This window comes from Gymnodinialimonas sp., assembly GCF_059726805.1.
On the sequence record NZ_AP041059.1, the window covers coordinates 2,072,303 to 2,090,064 of the forward strand.

The window sequence follows — 17,762 nt, forward strand, 5'->3', positions numbered from 1 at the left end:
GAGGAGGGGTTGGAGGTGATTGACGCGGGCTCAACGGCAATGTATGCGATTGCATACCAAACCCCGTAGAGACGTTTTGCCCGATTGTTTGCCGCGCGCAACTGGGGGCACATGCACCATACCAGACCTCGCAGCACCGAAGCAGGAGCAGCCCATATGCCCATCACTGTTGGCCACGACACATCCAAGACCCGCAAGACCCTGACCGTAGGGGGCCAGTCGGTCGCCTATTACTCGATCCCTGCCGCCGAGGCCGCGGGCCTGGGCGATTTCTCCAAGCTTCCCGCCGCCCTGAAAGTGGTGCTGGAGAACATGCTGCGGTTCGAGGATGGCAAGACCGTCTCCGTCGACGACATCAAGGCGTTCAGCACCTGGGCGACCCAGGGCGGCAAGAACCCCCGCGAAATCGCCTATCGTCCCGCGCGCGTTTTGATGCAGGACTTCACCGGCGTTCCGGCGGTCGTTGACCTCGCCGCCATGCGCGACGGGATCAAGGCCCTTGGCGGGGATCCGCAAAAGATTAACCCCCTTAACCCTGTTGATCTGGTCATCGATCACTCCGTCATGATCGACGAGTTCGGCAACCCGCGCGCGTTCCAGATGAATGTGGACCGCGAGTATGAGCGCAATATGGAGCGCTACACTTTCCTCAAGTGGGGTCAGACCGCGTTCAACAATTTCCGCGTGGTGCCGCCGGGCACCGGCATCTGCCACCAGGTGAACCTGGAGTATCTGTCCCAGACTGTCTGGACCGACACGGACCAGACCGGCGCGACGGTGGCCTATCCTGACACGCTCGTCGGCACCGACAGCCACACCACCATGGTCAACGGCGCTGCCGTTCTGGGCTGGGGCGTGGGCGGCATCGAGGCCGAGGCCGCGATGCTGGGCCAGCCGATTTCGATGCTGATCCCTGAGGTTGTGGGCTTTGAGCTGACCGGCGCGATGATGGAAGGCACGACGGGCACGGACCTGGTGCTGAAGGTCGTGGAGATGCTGCGCGAGCGCGGCGTTGTGGGCAAATTCGTGGAGTTCTACGGCAAGGGCCTCGACACGTTGCCGCTCGCCGACCGCGCCACCATCGCCAACATGGCGCCGGAATACGGCGCAACCTGCGGCTTCTTCCCGATCGACGGAGAGACGCTGCGGTATCTGCGCACCACGGGCCGGGACGAGGACCGGATTGCGCTGGTCGAGGCCTATGCCAAGGAGAACGGCTTCTGGCGCGGCGACGATTACGCGCCGGTTTACACCGACACGCTGCACCTGGACATGGGCACGATTGTGCCTGCGATCTCGGGGCCGAAACGGCCTCAGGATTACGTCGCTTTGACCGGCGCGAAGGAAGCCTTCGCGAAGGAAATGGCAGAGACCTTCAAGCGTCCCATGGGCAAGGAAGTGGCCGTCGAGGGCGAAGATTACACGATGGAATCGGGCAAGGTTGTGATTGCTTCGATCACCTCCTGCACCAATACCTCGAACCCTTACGTGATGATCGGCGCGGGCCTTGTGGCGCGCAAGGCCAAGGCGCTGGGCCTGAACCGGAAGCCCTGGGTGAAGACCTCGCTGGCACCCGGCAGCCAAGTCGTTTCGGCCTATCTGGAAGCGGCGGAGTTGCAGGACGATCTGGACGCCATCGGCTTCAACCTGGTGGGCTATGGCTGCACGACCTGCATCGGTAACTCGGGTCCGTTGCAGGAGGAAATCTCCAAGGCGATCCATGAGGGTGACTTGGTGGCGACGTCCGTGTTGTCGGGCAACCGCAACTTTGAGGGGCGGATTTCGCCTGACGTGCGGGCGAACTACCTGGCGTCTCCGCCGTTGGTGGTGGCCTATGCGCTGGCCGGAACCATGGACATCAACCTGGCCACGGACCCGATTGCACAGACGCCCGATGGGAAGGACGTCTATCTGAAAGATATCTGGCCCACGACCCAGGAAGTCGCTGAATTGGTTGAACAAACCGTGACGCGTCAAGCCTTCCAGGAGAAATACGCATCGGTCTTCACGGGCGATGAGAAGTGGCAGGACGTCTCCGTTCCGCAGCAGGAAACCTACGACTGGCCCGCGACCTCGACCTACATCCAGAACCCGCCCTACTTCCAGGGCATGACCATGGCGACCAAAGAGATCGAGAACATCGAAGGTGCGAAAGTGCTGGCGCTTTTGGGGGATATGATCACCACCGATCACATCTCGCCTGCCGGGTCGTTCAAGGACACGCACCCCGCCGGTCAATATCTGGTGGAGCGTCAGGTGCCGGTGCGGGAGTTCAACTCTTACGGCAGCCGTCGCGGCAACCACGAGGTGATGATGCGCGGCACGTTTGCCAACATCCGGATCAAGAACGAGATGCTGGATGGGGTTGAGGGCGGTTACACGCTGGGGCCGGACGGTCAGCAGACGTCGATCTTTGACGCGGCCATGGCCTATCAGGCACAGGGCACGCCGCTGGTGATTTTCGGCGGGGAGCAGTACGGCGCGGGGTCCTCGCGCGACTGGGCCGCGAAGGGGACGAACCTTCTGGGCGTGAAGGCGGTCATCGCCGAGAGCTTTGAGCGGATCCACCGGAGCAACCTCGTGGGCATGGGGGTTATCCCGTTCGAGTTTACGGGTGGCGATACCCGTAAGTCCTTGGGATTGAAGGGGGATGAGACGGTGTCGATCCACGGGCTCGATAGCGTGACGCCGCTCGCCGAGGTGCCCTGCACGATCACCATGGGCGACGGTTCCGTGAAGGAAATCACGCTGAAGTGCCGGATCGATACGGGCGTGGAGATCGAATATATCGAGAACGGCGGCGTGCTGCATTACGTGCTGCGCAATCTCGCCCGTGAGGATGAGCCGATCGCGGCGGAGTAAGCGACGCGCTACAAGACATGCGGCGGGGCCTTTTCGGAGGCCCCGTTTGCGTTTCAGGACATCAGGCCGACCTGGTCGTAGTGATCGCGGACCCACTCCTCGAACCCGATGCCGGTGCTGGCGTGGGCCTGGGCGTAGGCGTCGAGCAGAAGGTTGACGATGGAGGCGCGCCCGAACGGGTTGTGGATGTAGCGCAGGCCCAGTTGCTTGCGCGCCTCGTCCAGGGGCACGCCCTTGAAAACATGCAGATATATCGTGGCGGCAAGGCCCGTCCGGTCCGAGCCGGATTTGCAGTGGATGACCATGGGTTTGGGCATCTCGCGGATCGCATCGAGCAGGCCCAGAAGCGCCTCACGCCGGGGCAGGATCACGGCGCGCATTTCCAGCGCGCGGAACTCCAGGCCAAGATCGGCGCAGGCCTGGGCCTCCAGCAGGCTCGGCACCGAGGTCGACCCGCGTAGGGTCAGGACCGAGGCCGCGCCCTTCGCCTTCAGGCGCGCCAGCCGCGCGGGGCTGGGATGGTTCTGGCGCCAGACGTCCGCGTCCAGCTTGTGGAAGTTGGTCCAGAGCGCGCGCAACGCCCCGTGGTCCTTGAACCAATAGAGGAACCAGTGCCGGAGGGCGGAGCGGGGAGGCGTCTGCGTCATCGGTGTCGCGGTATCATGCACGGCCCCGTGAGGTCCAGCGGCCTTGCGCGGGGCCCCTGGCCTCGCCAAGGTGCAGGGATGAAAGGCTTTCCCGATCTTCCGCCCCTGTGGCTTCTGGCGTTCATGGGCCTGGCATGGGCCATGGCGCGGCTCGTGCCGATCCTGACGGTGCGCGCGGGCGCGCTGCAAACTATAGGAACGCTGGTTGCGATTGCGGGCGTTGGCCTGATCTTCTGGTCGGCGTGGTGGTTCTGGCGCAAGAAGACCACCATCGAGCCGCACCACACGCCGGGCACCTTGATCATCGAGGGGCCCTACAGGCTGAGCCGCAACCCGATTTACCTGGGCATGATTGTGATCCTGACAGGGCAGGTCCTGTGGCTTGGCGCCCTGTCGCCGGCCCTGTTGCCGCCGCTGTTTCTGCTGGTTCTGACAACGCGTTTTGCCAAGCCGGAAGAGGCCGCACTGCTGGCGGCGTTCGGCGAGGAGGGGCGCGCCTATCTGGCGGCCACGCGCCGGTGGGTCTAGGGCTCACGCGTTTTGTCACACTGTCTCGCGAACGCTTGATTGGCCTTCGCCGCGCCGATGCCCTACCTATCGATGGACCGGGGACAACGGACGGATGACCACCTTATGACGCACCGCTTTGGGATACTGAGCGCCGCCGCGCTTGCGGTTTTCGCGACGCCTGCCTTGGCCGATGACCCGGTCGTGGTGGAGCTGTTCACCTCGCAGGGGTGCTCGTTGTGCCCGCCCGCCGATGCGCTTCTGGGCGAATTGGCCGAGCGCGAGGACGTCATCGCCCTGGCGCTGCATGTGGATTACTGGGACTACATCGGCTGGGCCGATACCTTTGCCCACACCGCCTTCACCCAGCGCCAGCACGCCTACGGCGAGGCGGCGGGGTCCACAGTCGTCTACACGCCGCAGATGGTGATTGGCGGCGTCGACCACGTCATCGGCAACCGCACCATGGAAGTCGCCGACGCGATTGCCGCCCATCGCAGCATTGCCAACCCCGTCTCGGTGGAGACGACGCCCGAGCAGGGCGGATGGCAAGTGCGCGCGGTCTGGATCGGAGAGGGGCAGGCGCCCCAGATGATCGTGCAGGTCGTCACCTATTCGCCCCAGGAACATGTCGACATCACCCGCGGCGAAAACGCAGGGCTATCGACGGCGTACCATAACGTCGTGCGGTCCTGGCAGGTCGTGGCGGATTGGTCCGGCGCGCAGGCGTTTGAGGCGCAGGTCCTGCCCACGGGCGATATGCCCCATGTGGTGATCGTGCAGACCGACGGCCATGGCGCGATTCTGGGCGCGGCCCGGTTGGACTAGGACTTCAGTTTTTAGGACGGCGCCCGCGCGGCTGCCTTCTCGGCCCGTTCGGGCTTCCAGCGATTGTGAACCCAAAACCACTGCTCTGGCGCGGCATGGACCCGCGCCGCCAGGCTGTCGTTGAGCGCCTGGGTCATCGTATCGGCATCGGTGTGGGGGATCGGCGCTTCCAGCTCGATCGTGAAATCGAGGCCGTTTTCCAGACGCGTGGAATAGATCGGCACCAGCAAGGCGTTGTATTTCAACGCCATTTCGGCGGCGGCAGTCGAGGTCGGGGCGGGGTGGCCCATGAACTCGAATATCTTGCCGTCAAAAAGGTATTGATCGATCAGGATCGCCCCCTGGGCGCCCGAGCGCAGGTGTTTCACGAAGCCCGCGAGCCCGCGCCGGTCACGGGTGAAGGCACCGCCGCCCACGTCTTCAATCGTCGCGATGTAGTGGGCATTCAAGTAGTCGTTGTTCAGGGGCCGGTAGAGCCCGCCCATCCGGTAGCCGCGCGCGTTGAGTGCCGCGCGCCCGGCCTGGTAATTGCCGTAGTGGCCCGAGATGAAAAGAATCGGCCGCTCCTCGGCCCGGGCCTCCTCGCAGGCGGCCCATCCGGGGCCGGTGGGCTCCCACATCAGCGCGCGAGTCATCTGGTGGGGGGTGGCGTAGTTCTCCATCACCACGCGGCCCACGTTGTCCAGCACGGCGCGTGTCAGGCGGGCGCGCTCGGCCTCGGCCATGTCGGGGTAGATCATCGCAAGGTTCTTGTCGGCCTGCCGTTTGCGCCCGGTCAATGGCCCGACGACAGTGCGAAAAAGCCAGCCCATGGCCGCCACGCGGGCCCGGTGGGGCAGGCGCAGGGCGACCCAGATCAGCCCGCGCCACAGGCGGTCGATCAGCCAGTCAGACGGTTTGCGCCCGGGTGTGGACATGGAATTACGCTCCGGGGGCAGGGGCGGCAGATAAGCGGGTTTCGAGGTGCCAGACATAGACACCGGCCCCCACGATCACAAGCGCGCCCAGAAACGTCGTGGCGTCGGGCACCTCGGCAAAGAGGATCAGGCCCCAGATTGTGGAATAGAGGATCCCAACATAGCCAAAGGGCGCGACGGCCCCGGCCTCGGCCGTGGTGAGCGACCGGATCAGCAGGAATTGCCCGGCAGCACCCACGATGCCGAGGCCCAGGAAGATGCCCCAATCGGTGGCGGCGGGCGGTTGCCAGACCGGGACGACAAGGGTGGAGGCCGCCAGCGTGCCGATGAGGGCTGTGTAGAGGAACGAGGTCAGAATCGGCTCATCCCGGCCCAGAAACCGCGTGGTCAGCGCGTAGGAGGCGTAGCAGAACCCGGCGGCCAACGGCAGGAGAGAGGCCCATGACATCACGTCGCCGCCGGGGCGGATGATGATCAACGCGCCGGTCAGCGCCAGGGCGATGCCGAGGATCCGGCGCGGGCCGAGGCGTTCGCGCAGGACCAGCGCCGCGCCCAGGGTCAGCAGGACCGGGTGGATGTTCATGACGGCGGTGGCGGAGGCGATTTCCATGAACGACAGCGAGGTGAAAAAGCACCAGGTTGCCGTGAAAAGAAACGCCGAGCGCAGCAGTTGCAGCCCCAGGTGCCGCGTGCGGATCAGCGCGCGCAGGCGCGGCGCGAGGATCAGCGCGACCACCAGCATTTGCCCGGCGTAGCGCGCCCAGACCACCTGCATCACGTCGAACCGCGTCGTCAGGATCTTGGCCACGGCGTCCATCGCCGAGAACAGAAGGATCGCGGAGAGCATCAGGAGGATGCCCTGGGCGGTGGGGGAGAGGTTTTTCACCCGCCAGATTGCTCGGGGGCAGTGTTACGCGCGGCGGCGGCCTCCAGCGCGGGGCGGAGTTGCTCGAACGGATAGCCGTGGGACGTGCCGATTTCGATGATCGTATCGACGGGCACATGGCCTGCCGCGCCAAAGGCCCAGACGACGGTGCAGCGGTTACCCGAGGCACAGTAGCCCACCACGGGGCCTTCCGCATCGGCCAGCGCATCGACCTGCTCATCCACGTGATCCTGGCTCATGGTGTGGCCCTGGAACGGGTTGTAGATGAAATCGATGCCATGGGCCTCGGCCTCGGCCTGGAAGACGGCGGCGTGGAGCGCGGGCGGGTTCTCCATATCGGGGCGATTGCAGATCAAGGTCTTGACGCCCATCGCCGCGAGGGTGGCGACATCGGCAGGCTCGATCTGCGGGGTGACGGAATAGGTGGTGGTGATTTGGCGAAGGTCCATGGGGCAAGTCCCGGGCTGATGCGTGTGGGCGCAACCTGCCCGATCCCAGCGCCAAGGGCCAGAGCGCGGCGCGGGAAAGTCGGGCGCTCCATTTGATGCATATCAAGGTGGGGCGCGCGGTGCTTTGGCAGGTTTATCCCCAGAGGGCGCCGTCAGGGGCCATGGAGAGGAGTGCGCAGGGATGCGAGACGACTTCAAACAACGGCGCAAGGCGTTGTTGGCACGGTTGCAGGACCTGACCCAACGGATGAGCCGGATCGACGCGGAGCTGGATGTGCCCAAGACCCGGGATTGGGAAGACCGGGCGATCGAGTCGGAAGGCGACGAGGTGTTGGAAGGCCTGGGCCATGCCAGCGAGGCCGAGGTCGCGGCGATCCAGGCGGCTTTGGCGCGCATGGACCGGGGCGAGTTCGGCATTTGCACGTCATGTGGGGAAGAAATCTCGGCCGAGCGGTTGGACGTGTTGCCGTTCACGCCGCTTTGTCGCGACTGCGCAGCGGAGCGGGCGTGATGGGAAAAGGATCATGCGCGGGGTGCACGGGCACCGGCGGTTGCGCCCGGATGGAACAGATCAACGCCCAGTTTATGGGCCATAAGGGGGATGTCAAAGGGCAGCCAGTTCTCGGTGATCAGCCCGGCGGCGTCGAAATGGTAGAAGTCCATGACGTCCATCCAGACCGCCCGTCCGGTGGCGGGCATCCCTAGGTAGGGGCCGGTCTGGGTGGCGTAGAGCCGCCCGCCGGTCAGCGCAAAACGGCCATCGGCGATGCGCACGAAATGGCCCTTGGAGTGGCGGTCCGGCACGGCCTCGCGAAACGGGATCTGGTGGTGGCGGCGAAAGCCCTCCACCCCGCGGCAGATGCCAATGCCCGCCGCCGCATAATACATGAAGTTCGGGTCCCAATGGTCCATGTTCAGCTTGGCCACGTCCGTGCCCACATAGGTGTTGAGCCCGTGGTGCATGTCCAGCACCGCCGCCATGGACGCAGTGCCGCCCACCACGTCGACCTCGCCCATCCGCACCCCGCCCGCGCCCTTGGGGCCGGGCCACATGCCGGGCGCGCCGGGCATCGGCGGCAGCGGGAACTGACCCGCCTGATCCATCAGGTCGAGGAAATCGGGCAAGATCCAGGCCCGCACGATCTGGCCCGCCTCGTTGAGGTGATGGACCTCGCAGATCCGCAGATGCACAGCCCCGCCGGTGGGCGCGATGCCCAAGAGCGGCTCGGTGAACGTGCCCTGCCAATGGCCGAAAGAGCCCACGAGCGGAGAGAATCTTTGCGCGTCGGTGCGCGGATCGGGGTGGTTGTCGCCCGCGATGAAGATCTCGGGCCGCCATTCGGCATCGGGCAAGGCGCGGTGTAGATCCCCATAGAAGCGCGCGATCTCCGCGCCGGTGCTGGTGCCATAGGGATGGGCGATTTCTGCCACGGCATCAGGCGCGTAGGCCTGCGCGACGTTCCCGCCCTGTGCCAGCGCCGTCAAATGCGCCCACACCCGTGCCTTGTCTTGACCCAAATCCCGCATCTTCCCGGCCCGCTCGTTTTTTTGCAATCCTATGCAAAAACCTTGCGTCAGTTGCGAGGGGCTGTCTAGATGCAGATGACACATGGGCGCGAGGGGTACTTCAGATGGCACAGATTCAGCTTAAACATGTCGCCAAGCGGTGGGGCAGTTTTGTTGGCGTGGATGATTTCCACCTGGATATCGCGGATCAGGAGTTCCTGGTGCTGCTGGGCCCGTCGGGCTGCGGCAAGACCACGACGATGCGGATGATCGCGGGCCTCGAAGACCCCACCGACGGCGAGATCTGGATTGGCGACCGGGAGGTCACCGCGCTCGACCCCAAGGACCGCGACGTGGCGATGGTGTTCCAAAGCTACGGGCTCTACCCCAACATGACGGTGTGGGAGAACATTCGCTTCCCCCTCAAGGTGCGCAAAGTGCCCGAGAGCGAGCACGAGGAGCGCGTGGCGCGTGCCGCTGCGATGGTGGAGCTGGAAGACTTCATGCACCGCAAGCCCGCCGCCTTGTCGGGCGGCCAACGCCAGCGCGTGGCCTTGGCCCGCGCGATTGTGCGCGAGCCTCAGGTGTTCCTGATGGACGAGCCGCTGTCCAACCTCGACGCAAAGCTGCGGGTCAGCACCCGGGCACAGATCAAGAACCTGAGCCATGAGTTGAAGGTGACGACGATCTACGTGACCCACGACCAGATCGAGGCGATGACCCTGGCCGACCGTGTGGTGGTGATGAAAGCGGGTGTCGTTCAGCAAGTGGGCACGCCCACGGATATCTACGACAAACCGGCCAACACCTTCGTGGCGGGCTTCATCGGCTCTCCGGCGATGAACCTGATGGAAGGGGAGATCACCGATGGCACCTTCAAGGGCGACAACGTAGACGTCTCGGGCCTGTCGGGGCCAAACGGCAAGGTCACGCTGGGGTTCCGGGCCGAGGATGCGCTGGTGACGGAGGCGGGCCAGGGCGCGATCAACGCGCCGGTATACTCCATGGAGCTTCTGGGCGATGCGACAATGGTCACGGTGCGCGCCGGCGGCGCGATGGTGGCGGTGAAGGCGGCCAAGGATTACCGGGCGAAGATCGGTGAAGCGGTTGGCATCAGCCTGCCCGAGGGGATCACGCATTTGTTCGATGCCACGACGGGCGACCGCGTCGGGGGATGACATGGGCCGTGATCTCTACGGCAAACGCTGGCAACCGGGCCCGCAGGGCGGTCATTACCTTAACGTCGACCCCAAGCACGCCCGCGCGGCGCTGAGGGCTGAGACCCCGGCGTCGGTGCATCGCACCAAGTGGCTGTGCCTCGATTGTCTCAAGACGCTGCAGGACTTTCACACCTACGGCAGGGAAAGGCGCACCTGCCCCTCCTGCGGCGGGACGGCCAAACGGGTGGGGGTGCGGTTCCGACCGCCGAAACTGAGGGATTTCCGCGCCTGGAAAGCGACGATCACCTGGTTGGAGACCGGGCGCTGGCCCGCCGATGACATTACCCGCTTGCGCCAGGCCCTGGACCGACGGCGGGGGATCAGACGACACTAAGGCAGGCCGCCGGGATCGGCCTGAGGCTATCTTTCAAGGAGAAATGACGATGAGGGGATCGCGTCCCGAGCAGGCGGTGTTGAGCCGCGACACGGACATGGACAAGACCGAGGCCACCCGCGCGGTGATCGAGGGGATGGTGGACGGGCTGAACGACCACCGGATCGCCGATATCGGCGAGTTCTTCGCCGAGGGCTTCAAGTGGATGGGCAACCGGGGCTGCGGCACCAAGAAGGGGCTGCGGGAGTTCCAGGACAACTGGCAAAAGCCGTTCCAGGCCGCGTTCTCGGACAAGGTCTGCGTCGATGAGGCGCGGCTCTACATGGGCGAATGGGCGGCGGCGTTCGGGCGCCAGGAAGCGACGCATTCGGGCCGCTTCATGGGCGTGGAGCCCACGGGCAAACGGGTGAGCATCCGCTACATGGATTTCTGGAAAGTGGTCGATGGCAAGATCGTCGACAACTACGTCATGGTCGATTTCCCCGACGTCCTGGCGCAATTGGGCGTGGATGTGTTTGGCGGCGAGGGCTGGGAAGCCTTTGACGAGGGCCGCGCGGTGCCGCCCGCGCCCTGAGTCTTCACAAATTGAGCGGCTTGCGCCGCAAGTTTTTTGTTCAAGAGCCGCCCCCCAAGGGGGCGGGAGGGGGCGCTGCCCCCTATGCGCCTTTTCCAAGGGGAAAAGATCGCAGACCCCCGGAGTTGTAAGGGCAAGATGAAGGGGAGGGGCGCTCCTGGCTTCATCTTGCTAAATACAACTCCCGCCGGAGGCAGGGTTGGGCTTGGTGCTGTCTTATTCTCCCAAAGCGATGCCTTCGCGGCGCGGGTCGGCGCCGCCCATCAGCCCCTCGGGCGTGATGGCGATGGCGTGAAGGCCGGAGGTGAGGCCGCGGATGTTGACCTCGTACCCCAGCGCCTCGAGGGCGGGGGCGAGGGCCTCGGCCTCGGTGCCTTCTTCCACGTCGTAGGTGCCGAAGCGGTTCACGGCGTGGGGCAGGGCGAGGGCGTCCTGGATGTCCAGGCCCCAGTCGTAGTGGGCGATGATGGCGGTGGCCACGTAGCCGATGATGCGCGAGCCGCCGGGCGAGCCGATGGCGAGGATCGGCTGGCCGTCCTGCATCACGATGGTGGGTGACATGGAGGAGCGGGGGCGTTTGCCGGGCTCGAGCCGGTTGGCGATGGGCACGCCGTCGGCATGGGTGCGGAAGGAGAAGTCGGTGAGTTCGTTGTTGAGGAGGAACCCGCCGGGCGTCATCAGGCGCGAGCCGAAGCCGTTTTCGATCGTGGTCGTCATCGACAGCACGTTGCCGTAGCTGTCGACGATGGAGATGTGAGAGGTGGAGGGGAATTCGATGCTTTGGTCATCGGCGTAGAGCATCGCGTGGTCCCATGTGGGGGTGCCCGGCGCGACCTCTTCGAGGGCCATGTCGGTTTCCAGGAGGGCAGCACGCTCGGCGATGTAGGCAGGATCGACGAGGCCTTCGGTCGGCATCGGCACGTAGTCGCTGTCGGCCATGTAGCGGCCCCGGTCGGCGAAGGCGAGGCGGGAAGCGTCGCCGATGATGCGCCAGGCGTTGGGGTCCTCGGGCGTCGTCAGGTCGTAGGCGGAGGCCATGCCGAGGATCTGGCCCACGGTCAGCGCGCCGGACGAAGGCGGGCCCATGCCGCAGACGTCCATATCGCGGAATTCGGCGCAGACGGCGGGGCGCTCGATCACCTCGTAGACGGCGAGGTCGCGCATCGACAGGACCCCGGGATTGCCCTCGGCGTGACGGATGGTGGCGATGATCCCTTCGGCGATGGGGCCTTCGTAGATCGCGTCCGCACCCTGGGCCTGCATGGCGCGGAGCGTTGCGGCATAGGCGGGGTTCATCAGGGTGCTGCCTTCGGCCAACGGCGTGCCGCCGGGTAGGAAATAGGCGGCGGTGGCGGGGAAGGTGGAGAGCCGCTCGGCATCTCCCGCGATGGAGCCTGCCATGCGGGGGGAGACCTGGAAGCCGTCCTCGGCCAGGGCAATTGCCGAGTCCAGAAGGTCGCCCCAATTGGCGCGGCCCCAGCGGCGGTGGGCGTCTTCCATCAGTGCGGGTGTGCCGGGGGTGCCCACGGAGAGCCCGCCGACGACCGCGTCCCAGAAGCCCATGGTCTCGCCGTCGTCGGTCTGGAACAGGGTTGGCGTGGCGGCGAGCGGGGCGGTTTCGCGGCCGTCGAGGGTGGTGAGCTCTCCACTAGCGGCATCATACCAGACGAGGAACGCGCCGCCGCCGAGGCCGGAGGACTGCGGTTCCACCAGACCCAGCACGGCCTGGACGGCGATCATGGCATCGGCTGCCGTGCCGCCGGCGGCCAGAACGTCGGCCCCGGCCTCGACCGCCAGGGGGTTGGCGGCCACGACCATCCAGTCCTGCGCCACAACGGGATCGCCCGCATCGCGGGCGGCCATGGCAGCGGCGGCGCGGTCAGACAGGGCGTAGGGCGTTGTTTCGGTGGCAATTTCCGGGTCGACGGCGTCGGCGGCTTGCTGTGCAAAGGCGGGCGCAACGCAAGTCATGGCGACGAGCATCAGGGGCAGAGTTGGGCGCATGGGGCTTCTCCGAGGCTAGGGGACAGGTCTTGCAGGGTGACGCAACGGCACCCAAAGGAAAAGCCCCCAGCGTCCAGGCAGGCGGTGATCAGCCGAGGAAAACGCCTAGGACCACGCACATCAGGCCCAGGACCGATAAAAACAACGCGCCCATGTTGATCGCCACGACCCGTTGCAGGCGCGCGCGCATGGCGTCGTCTTCCAACCCTGAGCGTTTGGCAGCGAAGGCCTCATAGATGCAATATCCCAGCAATCCCAGGCCGATAACGGTTACCGCTGCGCCGCCCCAGACCAACCATTCCATCTGTGCACCTCTTGTTGCCTGGCGCGACACTAGTGATGTCTTGGCCGACCGCAAGCCTTGCGGGGGGCGGGCGGCGCGGCTACGGAAGGGGCTTCGAGATGCCACCGCAACAAAGAGGTCCGAGCCCCGATGGATGACATGCAAGACAACACGATTGAAGGCGGTGCCCGCCCCGACAGCTACCGCGTCACAGCAGATGAGCTGCGCCAGTTCATCGAGCGGATGGAGCGGTTGGAGGCCGAGAAAAAGGACCTTGCCGATCAGCAGAAAGAAGTGATGGCCGAGGCGAAGGCGCGCGGCTACGACACCAAGGTGATGCGCAAAGTGATCGCGCTGCGCAAGCGCGAGCCCGATGACATCGCCGAGGAAGAGGCGGTTTTGGAGATGTACAAAGAAGCGCTCGGGATGAGCTGAACGCCTTCTTGGGTGCGGTGATCGTTCCAAGGTAACGGATCGGTCCAATGCGCCCTGCGTTTGAAGGCCCTGCCTTGGCGGCGGGCTATCTCTTGCCGTGTATCATGTGGCGCAGCAGGTCGCGCAGGGCGCCGATGTCGGCGCGGTTCGCCTGTGCTTTGGGGTGCAGCTGGGCATAGGCCTGATCGGCCCGGCCGGGGTGGGTCAGAAGCGCCTGCAGGTCCCGGGGCGCGATGGGAATTTCGACGCGATAGTCGGCATGGCCCGAGGCGACGGGGACCTCGTAGATCAACCGCCCGTCGGCGCGGCGCGTCACCAGGGGTTTCCACGCGCCACCGTAGAACAGGATCTCATCCGCGCCACCCAAGGCCCGCGTCAGCACGTCCGTGTTGGCGCCGCCGTGGGGCAGGGTGGCCACGCGCCGAAACCCGGCCTTGCGCAGAACCCGGCCCGAGGCGGGATTGACGGGCCGCACGAGGCCGTGAAGGTAGGCCGCGAGGCGATGATCCTCGGCCAATTGCACCAGGCCTTCGGCGATCTCACTGGCATAGCCGTGGCCCCAGGCCCCAGGCGCGATGTGGTAAGAGATGTTGAGCCCCGGATACCCCCCGCGATGGGTCAGCCCGGCCAGGCCCAGGGGCGCGCCATCGGCCAGGACACACCAGCGCCCAACCCCGTGGGTATCCCAATGGCGTAGGTCCTGGGCCAGGGTCTCTGCGATGGCCTCGGGGGTGGGCGGCGTCGGGTCGGGCCTGTGCCCGTGCATCGCGGGGTCCGACATCAGCTTCACGACGAAAGGCAAATCGTCCTGTGCGATTTTGAGGGCGCTCAGGCGGCCGGTCTGAAAGCGCTCTGGCGCTTTCATGGGGCGAGCAAAGTCACCCCGGGGATGCGGGCGATCACGTCCATATCCTCATCATAGCTTTGGGACATGTCATCCATCAGCGCTTCGGTCCAGCCGGGCAGGTTGAGCGTCTCTTCGATCTCACCCTCCTTGGCGTAGCGCTCCAAGAAGGCGGCCAGGACGCGGCGGCGCTGGGTTTCGGTTTCAGGCGGATTGTCATCCAGCCAGACCCGCATGCGCCGATAGCCCTCTTCCTCCATGATCGAGGCGGCCAGATCGTCGATCCCGTCCAGATCCGCCGTCGGGCCAACGCCCGCCATTTCACGCAGGATCTCACCCCAGAGCAGCGGCGTATCCTCATTGCACCAGGTGGTGATGCGGCAATCGGGGTGGGCCAGTTGCAGGCGGCGCAGGGTCTCGGACCAGGCGACGGCGTGGGGCTGCATGTTCTCGGTGAACTCGCGGAAATCCGAGAAGCGGGAGGCCTTGAAAAGCGCCGGGATCAGGGTGGCGGGGTCGCGCATGCCGATGAAGAACTCCACCTGCGCCTCGGGGAAAAGCGCGCGCAGGCCAGTGGCGGCACGTTCGATCATCGGCCAGATCTGCGCGCCTTGCACGACGAGGCGGTTGATGCACACGAACCGCGGATCGGAGAGGACCAGCCTGTCGACCTCGGCGTCATCGACAATGGCATCGAGCAGCGCATCCTGCACGTCTTCCCCCGCCGGGCGTCCCTTGAGCGCGCGCGCGGTGTCGCGGATGACCGCCCGGTAGCGCCCCGGCGTCGGCACGCAAATGCCCGCCTGCGCAAGGCGCAACCGGTTCTTGAGCAACGACATAATCAGTTGATCGGCGTCGGTGCAGGGCGCGCCGAGATGATAGACAACCTGCATGGCCTGTGTACTGCCCTGATCTATTTTCAGGGAGTGTATACCCGAGGCGCAAGCGGGCGCAATTGCCGTTCTATCGGCGCCCCGCGCTTGTCTGTGACCCGGCCCTGCCGGTCTTGGTGCCTGCCGTCGTTTTCCCCGTTGCCCGCAAGCGCCAAACCTTGCTATAGCGCGCCTGAGGCGCAGATTGCGCGCCCATGTGCCCCTATAGCTCAGCTGGTAGAGCAACTGATTTGTAATCAGTAGGTCCGCGGTTCGAGTCCGTGTGGGGGCACCATTTTCCAATCCGAACATGGATGAAGACATCCGGCAGGGCACATATTTGCGGGGCCTTGCGGTGAGATGTTGTCCGGATTGGTCCAGCTTCATCCCAAGAAATGCCCCTAGATTGGGGGCGTTATTGGGGGAAGACCACTGACGGCAGCCATGGCGGCCTTCGTGGAGATTGACTATGAAAAACCTTGATCTCGCGACGGCGTCATACAACCACGAGGTGGTTGTCCCATGCCCAACGCGTTGTTTCGACGTGGACTGGTGTAGCGCCCAAAAGGGTGATCACACGGCCTAGCCCACTCGTCAGCAGTGCCTGACCGGAGCGTGACACTGCAAGTCCGCATACGTCATTCACCTCGGCTTGGGAGATACAGGCCCCGAGTGTCGCGTCGAAGAATTGAACCAAACCGCCGCGGGGCGAGGTCACTGCGATGAGCCGGCCCGCGTCCAGAAAAGCGATGCTGCCGACGTATCCTTGGATCTGGCGATGCGAGGCTTGCGGGGCTTCCAGCATCTGCGGGCGCGCGCCTGGGGAATGCAGCATCAACAAGGGAGGGTGTTCCTGATCGGGGCCGTTCCATTGGAGGCCCGCTGCCACCCTGCCGTCGGGCGTCACATCGAGGTGGCGAATGGAGTTCATGCGCAGGGGATCATCGAGTTCGACGATGTCCCGGACGCCCTGATCGACATCAACGTAGGCGAGATTTGAGCGCATGGTCGCGAGGTTCAACGGCGTGCGCCCGCTTTCGGGATGCGTGGCGATCCCGCCGTTTGCGATGACGAGCGTGTCGCTGCCGGGCAGCAGGGTCACGTCGTGCGGTCCAATGCCTCCTGACGGCACATCACCCAGGCGGGCATAGCCTTGCCGCGCATCCCAAAGACCGATGCGGCCTTCGAGCGTGTCGAGATCATTCTCCGTCGTGAACAGGAGACTTCCGTCCTGGGAAAACACGCCGTGGCCGTAGAAGTGCCGGTTGGGCGGCGGCGTGAGACGGGCCACTTCGATGCCGCGGACACAATCGACGACCAACGCAAAGCGGCCGGGGCGGCGCGCGAAAGCGACGGCTTCCGGGCGTTCGGGATGGGCGGCGGCGGCATGGCCACGATCAGGAATTGGCAGGTTGAAAAGGACAGAGCCGTCCTCTGCGAGGCCGCAGAGGTGGTAGCTGCCGTCTGAGTGCCGGGCAGCGGACAGGAAGGCCGGAGCATGGGCATCTGCCCAGGTCACGTTCGGGATCAGAGTTGCAGCACCGATCCCGGCCATCAAGTCCCGTCGGTTCATGGACTAGTCCCCATCCAAAGAGTTGAACCCGGCAGCGACGCCGAGCGATGGCCCAAGTTGGGTTGCGATCAAGGCCCGCACATCTTGAATACGTTGTTGCAGCACCTCGATCCGGATGCGCCCCTGGGGATCAGCCACGGCTGCGAAGGTGGGCTCTTCCAACGCCCGCAACCTTTCAACGGCGGAGGAGAATTGGGCGTCGATGTCCGATTGAAGCTCTGGGTCCGTTTGCGACAGGATCCGGGCCAGGTCGGCCAGGGCCTGCAGTGATCGATCCACATGTCTGGCGGACCGTCCCGAGCGACGCGCCTCGGCCCGGTTCGGTCGTGGCGCCTCGAAGCTTCCCAAGGGCCGACCGAGCCGAAGATCGGCGGTGAATTCCAAACCCGTAGTGAGCGCTCCGAACAGGACCCGCATGGCCTCGTCCGGGCTTTGGAACCGTTCGTTGGAACCCGCGGAGAGCATGAGGGGCGCGAACTCGCTCAACCACTGGTCATGGATCAGCTGCGAGGTGGCTGCGATGTCGGTCGCGATGGCTTGCGCCAGGGCACAGCGATACGCAGGGTTTCCCATAGATGAAACTTCGGGGTTGTAGAGAAGGAATTCCAGGGCGTAGAAGCCGCGGGCGGCTACGGAAACCGTGGCATATTCGGCGGGATCGGCAACGGCGGCATCTTCGTCCGCGATAAGGCCTGTAAGGCTGCGCCCCGTCATGCCGCGGGTGTCGGGCCAGAACGACAGGGCAAAGTAGCGCCCATCGGTTTCCACCGGACCGAAGGTGATGTGGCTCACATCAATCCAAGCGTCAAATGCCGCGTGAAAGGCGGCTTCGAATTCCGGGTCGCCGGGCAGGCACGCCTCCTGGGTCACCGAGGCCATGGCGGCTGTATCGGCTACCAAGGCCGCGTAACGCGGCAGGATGTGGGTCTCGACGGCCTCGGAGATGATGTTTGGAACGGGTTGAGTGGCAGCGCTTTGCGGGAGGACGAGAGCGGCGCAGAGAAGTAGGCGTCGAAGCATG

19 protein-coding genes and 1 tRNA gene are annotated in these 17,762 nt (G+C 65.2%); 9 read left to right on the forward strand and 11 right to left on the reverse strand.

The window, feature by feature from the left end; translation table 11 throughout:
- Positions 1-156: 156 nt before the first annotated feature.
- Complete coding sequence (acnA, locus tag AC6I9R_RS10250) at positions 157-2,862, forward strand: aconitate hydratase AcnA (RefSeq protein WP_461425473.1); 2,706 nt, start codon at positions 157-159, stop codon at positions 2,860-2,862.
- Between the two features lie 53 nt (positions 2,863-2,915).
- Here the strand turns inward: acnA and AC6I9R_RS10255 are convergent, their stop codons facing one another.
- Complete coding sequence (locus AC6I9R_RS10255) at positions 2,916-3,509, reverse strand: tyrosine-protein phosphatase (RefSeq protein ID WP_461425474.1); 594 nt, start codon at positions 3,507-3,509, stop codon at positions 2,916-2,918.
- Between the two features lie 78 nt (positions 3,510-3,587).
- Here AC6I9R_RS10255 and AC6I9R_RS10260 point away from each other — a divergent pair, with 78 nt between their 5' ends.
- Both AC6I9R_RS10260 and AC6I9R_RS10265 read left to right on the forward strand, forming a co-directional pair.
- Positions 3,588-4,037, forward strand: coding sequence for a methyltransferase family protein (locus tag AC6I9R_RS10260; RefSeq protein ID WP_461425475.1), 450 nt, complete (start codon positions 3,588-3,590; stop codon positions 4,035-4,037).
- 57 nt (positions 4,038-4,094) lie between these two features.
- Entirely contained in the window at positions 4,095-4,844 is a 750-nt protein-coding gene (locus AC6I9R_RS10265) for a DUF1223 domain-containing protein (RefSeq protein WP_497863104.1), read from the forward strand.
- An 11-nt stretch (positions 4,845-4,855) separates the two neighbouring features.
- Here the strand turns inward: AC6I9R_RS10265 and AC6I9R_RS10270 are convergent, their stop codons facing one another.
- Genes AC6I9R_RS10270 through AC6I9R_RS10280 form a run of 3 tightly spaced genes read right to left on the reverse strand, consistent with a single transcriptional unit; the run spans position 4,856 to position 7,096 of the window.
- Positions 4,856-5,761 (reverse strand): lysophospholipid acyltransferase family protein, encoded by a 906-nt coding sequence (locus AC6I9R_RS10270; RefSeq protein WP_461425477.1) that lies wholly within the window; start codon positions 5,759-5,761, stop codon positions 4,856-4,858.
- Positions 5,762-5,765: 4 nt separating this feature from the next.
- Positions 5,766-6,647, reverse strand: a complete 882-nt coding sequence (locus tag AC6I9R_RS10275; protein ID WP_461425478.1) for a DMT family transporter — start codon at positions 6,645-6,647, stop codon at positions 5,766-5,768.
- Complete coding sequence (locus AC6I9R_RS10280; RefSeq protein ID WP_461425479.1) at positions 6,644-7,096, reverse strand: protein tyrosine phosphatase family protein; 453 nt, start codon at positions 7,094-7,096, stop codon at positions 6,644-6,646. Before AC6I9R_RS10280 ends, AC6I9R_RS10275 begins: the two co-directional genes overlap by 4 nt.
- Positions 7,097-7,277: 181 nt before the next feature.
- On the opposite strand from AC6I9R_RS10280, the gene AC6I9R_RS10285 reads away from it, so the two are divergent.
- The gene (locus AC6I9R_RS10285; RefSeq protein ID WP_461425480.1) at positions 7,278-7,607 is read left to right on the forward strand and encodes a TraR/DksA family transcriptional regulator; all 330 of its coding nucleotides are present in this window, start codon (positions 7,278-7,280) and stop codon (positions 7,605-7,607) included.
- Between the two features lie 11 nt (positions 7,608-7,618).
- On the opposite strand, the gene AC6I9R_RS10290 is transcribed toward AC6I9R_RS10285, so the two are convergent.
- Complete coding sequence (locus tag AC6I9R_RS10290) at positions 7,619-8,614, reverse strand: ester cyclase (protein ID WP_461425481.1); 996 nt, start codon at positions 8,612-8,614, stop codon at positions 7,619-7,621.
- A gap of 113 nt (positions 8,615-8,727) precedes the next feature.
- Between AC6I9R_RS10290 and AC6I9R_RS10295 the strand changes: the two genes are divergently transcribed.
- Genes AC6I9R_RS10295 through AC6I9R_RS10305 form a run of 3 tightly spaced genes read left to right on the forward strand, consistent with a single transcriptional unit; the run spans position 8,728 to position 10,730 of the window.
- Positions 8,728-9,780, forward strand: coding sequence for an ABC transporter ATP-binding protein (locus AC6I9R_RS10295; protein ID WP_461425482.1), 1,053 nt, complete (start codon positions 8,728-8,730; stop codon positions 9,778-9,780).
- A 1-nt stretch (position 9,781) separates the two neighbouring features.
- Positions 9,782-10,156 (forward strand): hypothetical protein, encoded by a 375-nt coding sequence (locus tag AC6I9R_RS10300; protein WP_461425483.1) that lies wholly within the window; start codon positions 9,782-9,784, stop codon positions 10,154-10,156.
- 49 nt (positions 10,157-10,205) lie between these two features.
- Entirely contained in the window at positions 10,206-10,730 is a 525-nt protein-coding gene (locus AC6I9R_RS10305; protein ID WP_461425484.1) for an ester cyclase, read from the forward strand.
- 216 nt (positions 10,731-10,946) lie between these two features.
- Here the strand turns inward: AC6I9R_RS10305 and ggt are convergent, their stop codons facing one another.
- Complete coding sequence (gene ggt / locus AC6I9R_RS10310; protein ID WP_461425485.1) at positions 10,947-12,734, reverse strand: gamma-glutamyltransferase; 1,788 nt, start codon at positions 12,732-12,734, stop codon at positions 10,947-10,949.
- A gap of 88 nt (positions 12,735-12,822) precedes the next feature.
- Complete coding sequence (locus tag AC6I9R_RS10315; protein ID WP_461425486.1) at positions 12,823-13,038, reverse strand: hypothetical protein; 216 nt, start codon at positions 13,036-13,038, stop codon at positions 12,823-12,825.
- A 129-nt stretch (positions 13,039-13,167) separates the two neighbouring features.
- Between AC6I9R_RS10315 and AC6I9R_RS10320 the strand changes: the two genes are divergently transcribed.
- A complete protein-coding gene (locus tag AC6I9R_RS10320) occupies positions 13,168-13,452 on the forward strand; it encodes a DUF2312 domain-containing protein (protein ID WP_461425487.1) in 285 nt (94 codons plus the stop codon).
- An 85-nt stretch (positions 13,453-13,537) separates the two neighbouring features.
- Here AC6I9R_RS10320 and AC6I9R_RS10325 read toward each other — a convergent pair whose 3' ends face one another.
- Positions 13,538-14,317, reverse strand: coding sequence for a GNAT family N-acetyltransferase (locus AC6I9R_RS10325; RefSeq protein WP_461425488.1), 780 nt, complete (start codon positions 14,315-14,317; stop codon positions 13,538-13,540).
- Positions 14,314-15,189, reverse strand: a complete 876-nt coding sequence (locus tag AC6I9R_RS10330; protein ID WP_461425489.1) for a hypothetical protein — start codon at positions 15,187-15,189, stop codon at positions 14,314-14,316. Before AC6I9R_RS10330 ends, AC6I9R_RS10325 begins: the two co-directional genes overlap by 4 nt.
- A gap of 198 nt (positions 15,190-15,387) precedes the next feature.
- Here AC6I9R_RS10330 and AC6I9R_RS10335 point away from each other — a divergent pair.
- Positions 15,388-15,463: transfer RNA gene (locus AC6I9R_RS10335), tRNA-Thr, on the forward strand.
- Positions 15,464-15,664: 201 nt separating this feature from the next.
- On the opposite strand, the gene AC6I9R_RS10340 is transcribed toward AC6I9R_RS10335, so the two are convergent.
- The gene (locus AC6I9R_RS10340) at positions 15,665-16,741 is read right to left on the reverse strand and encodes a DUF1513 domain-containing protein (RefSeq protein ID WP_461425490.1); all 1,077 of its coding nucleotides are present in this window, start codon (positions 16,739-16,741) and stop codon (positions 15,665-15,667) included.
- A 3-nt stretch (positions 16,742-16,744) separates the two neighbouring features.
- Positions 16,745-17,761, reverse strand: coding sequence for an imelysin family protein (locus AC6I9R_RS10345; protein ID WP_461425491.1), 1,017 nt, complete (start codon positions 17,759-17,761; stop codon positions 16,745-16,747).
- Position 17,762 lies beyond the last annotated feature (1 nt).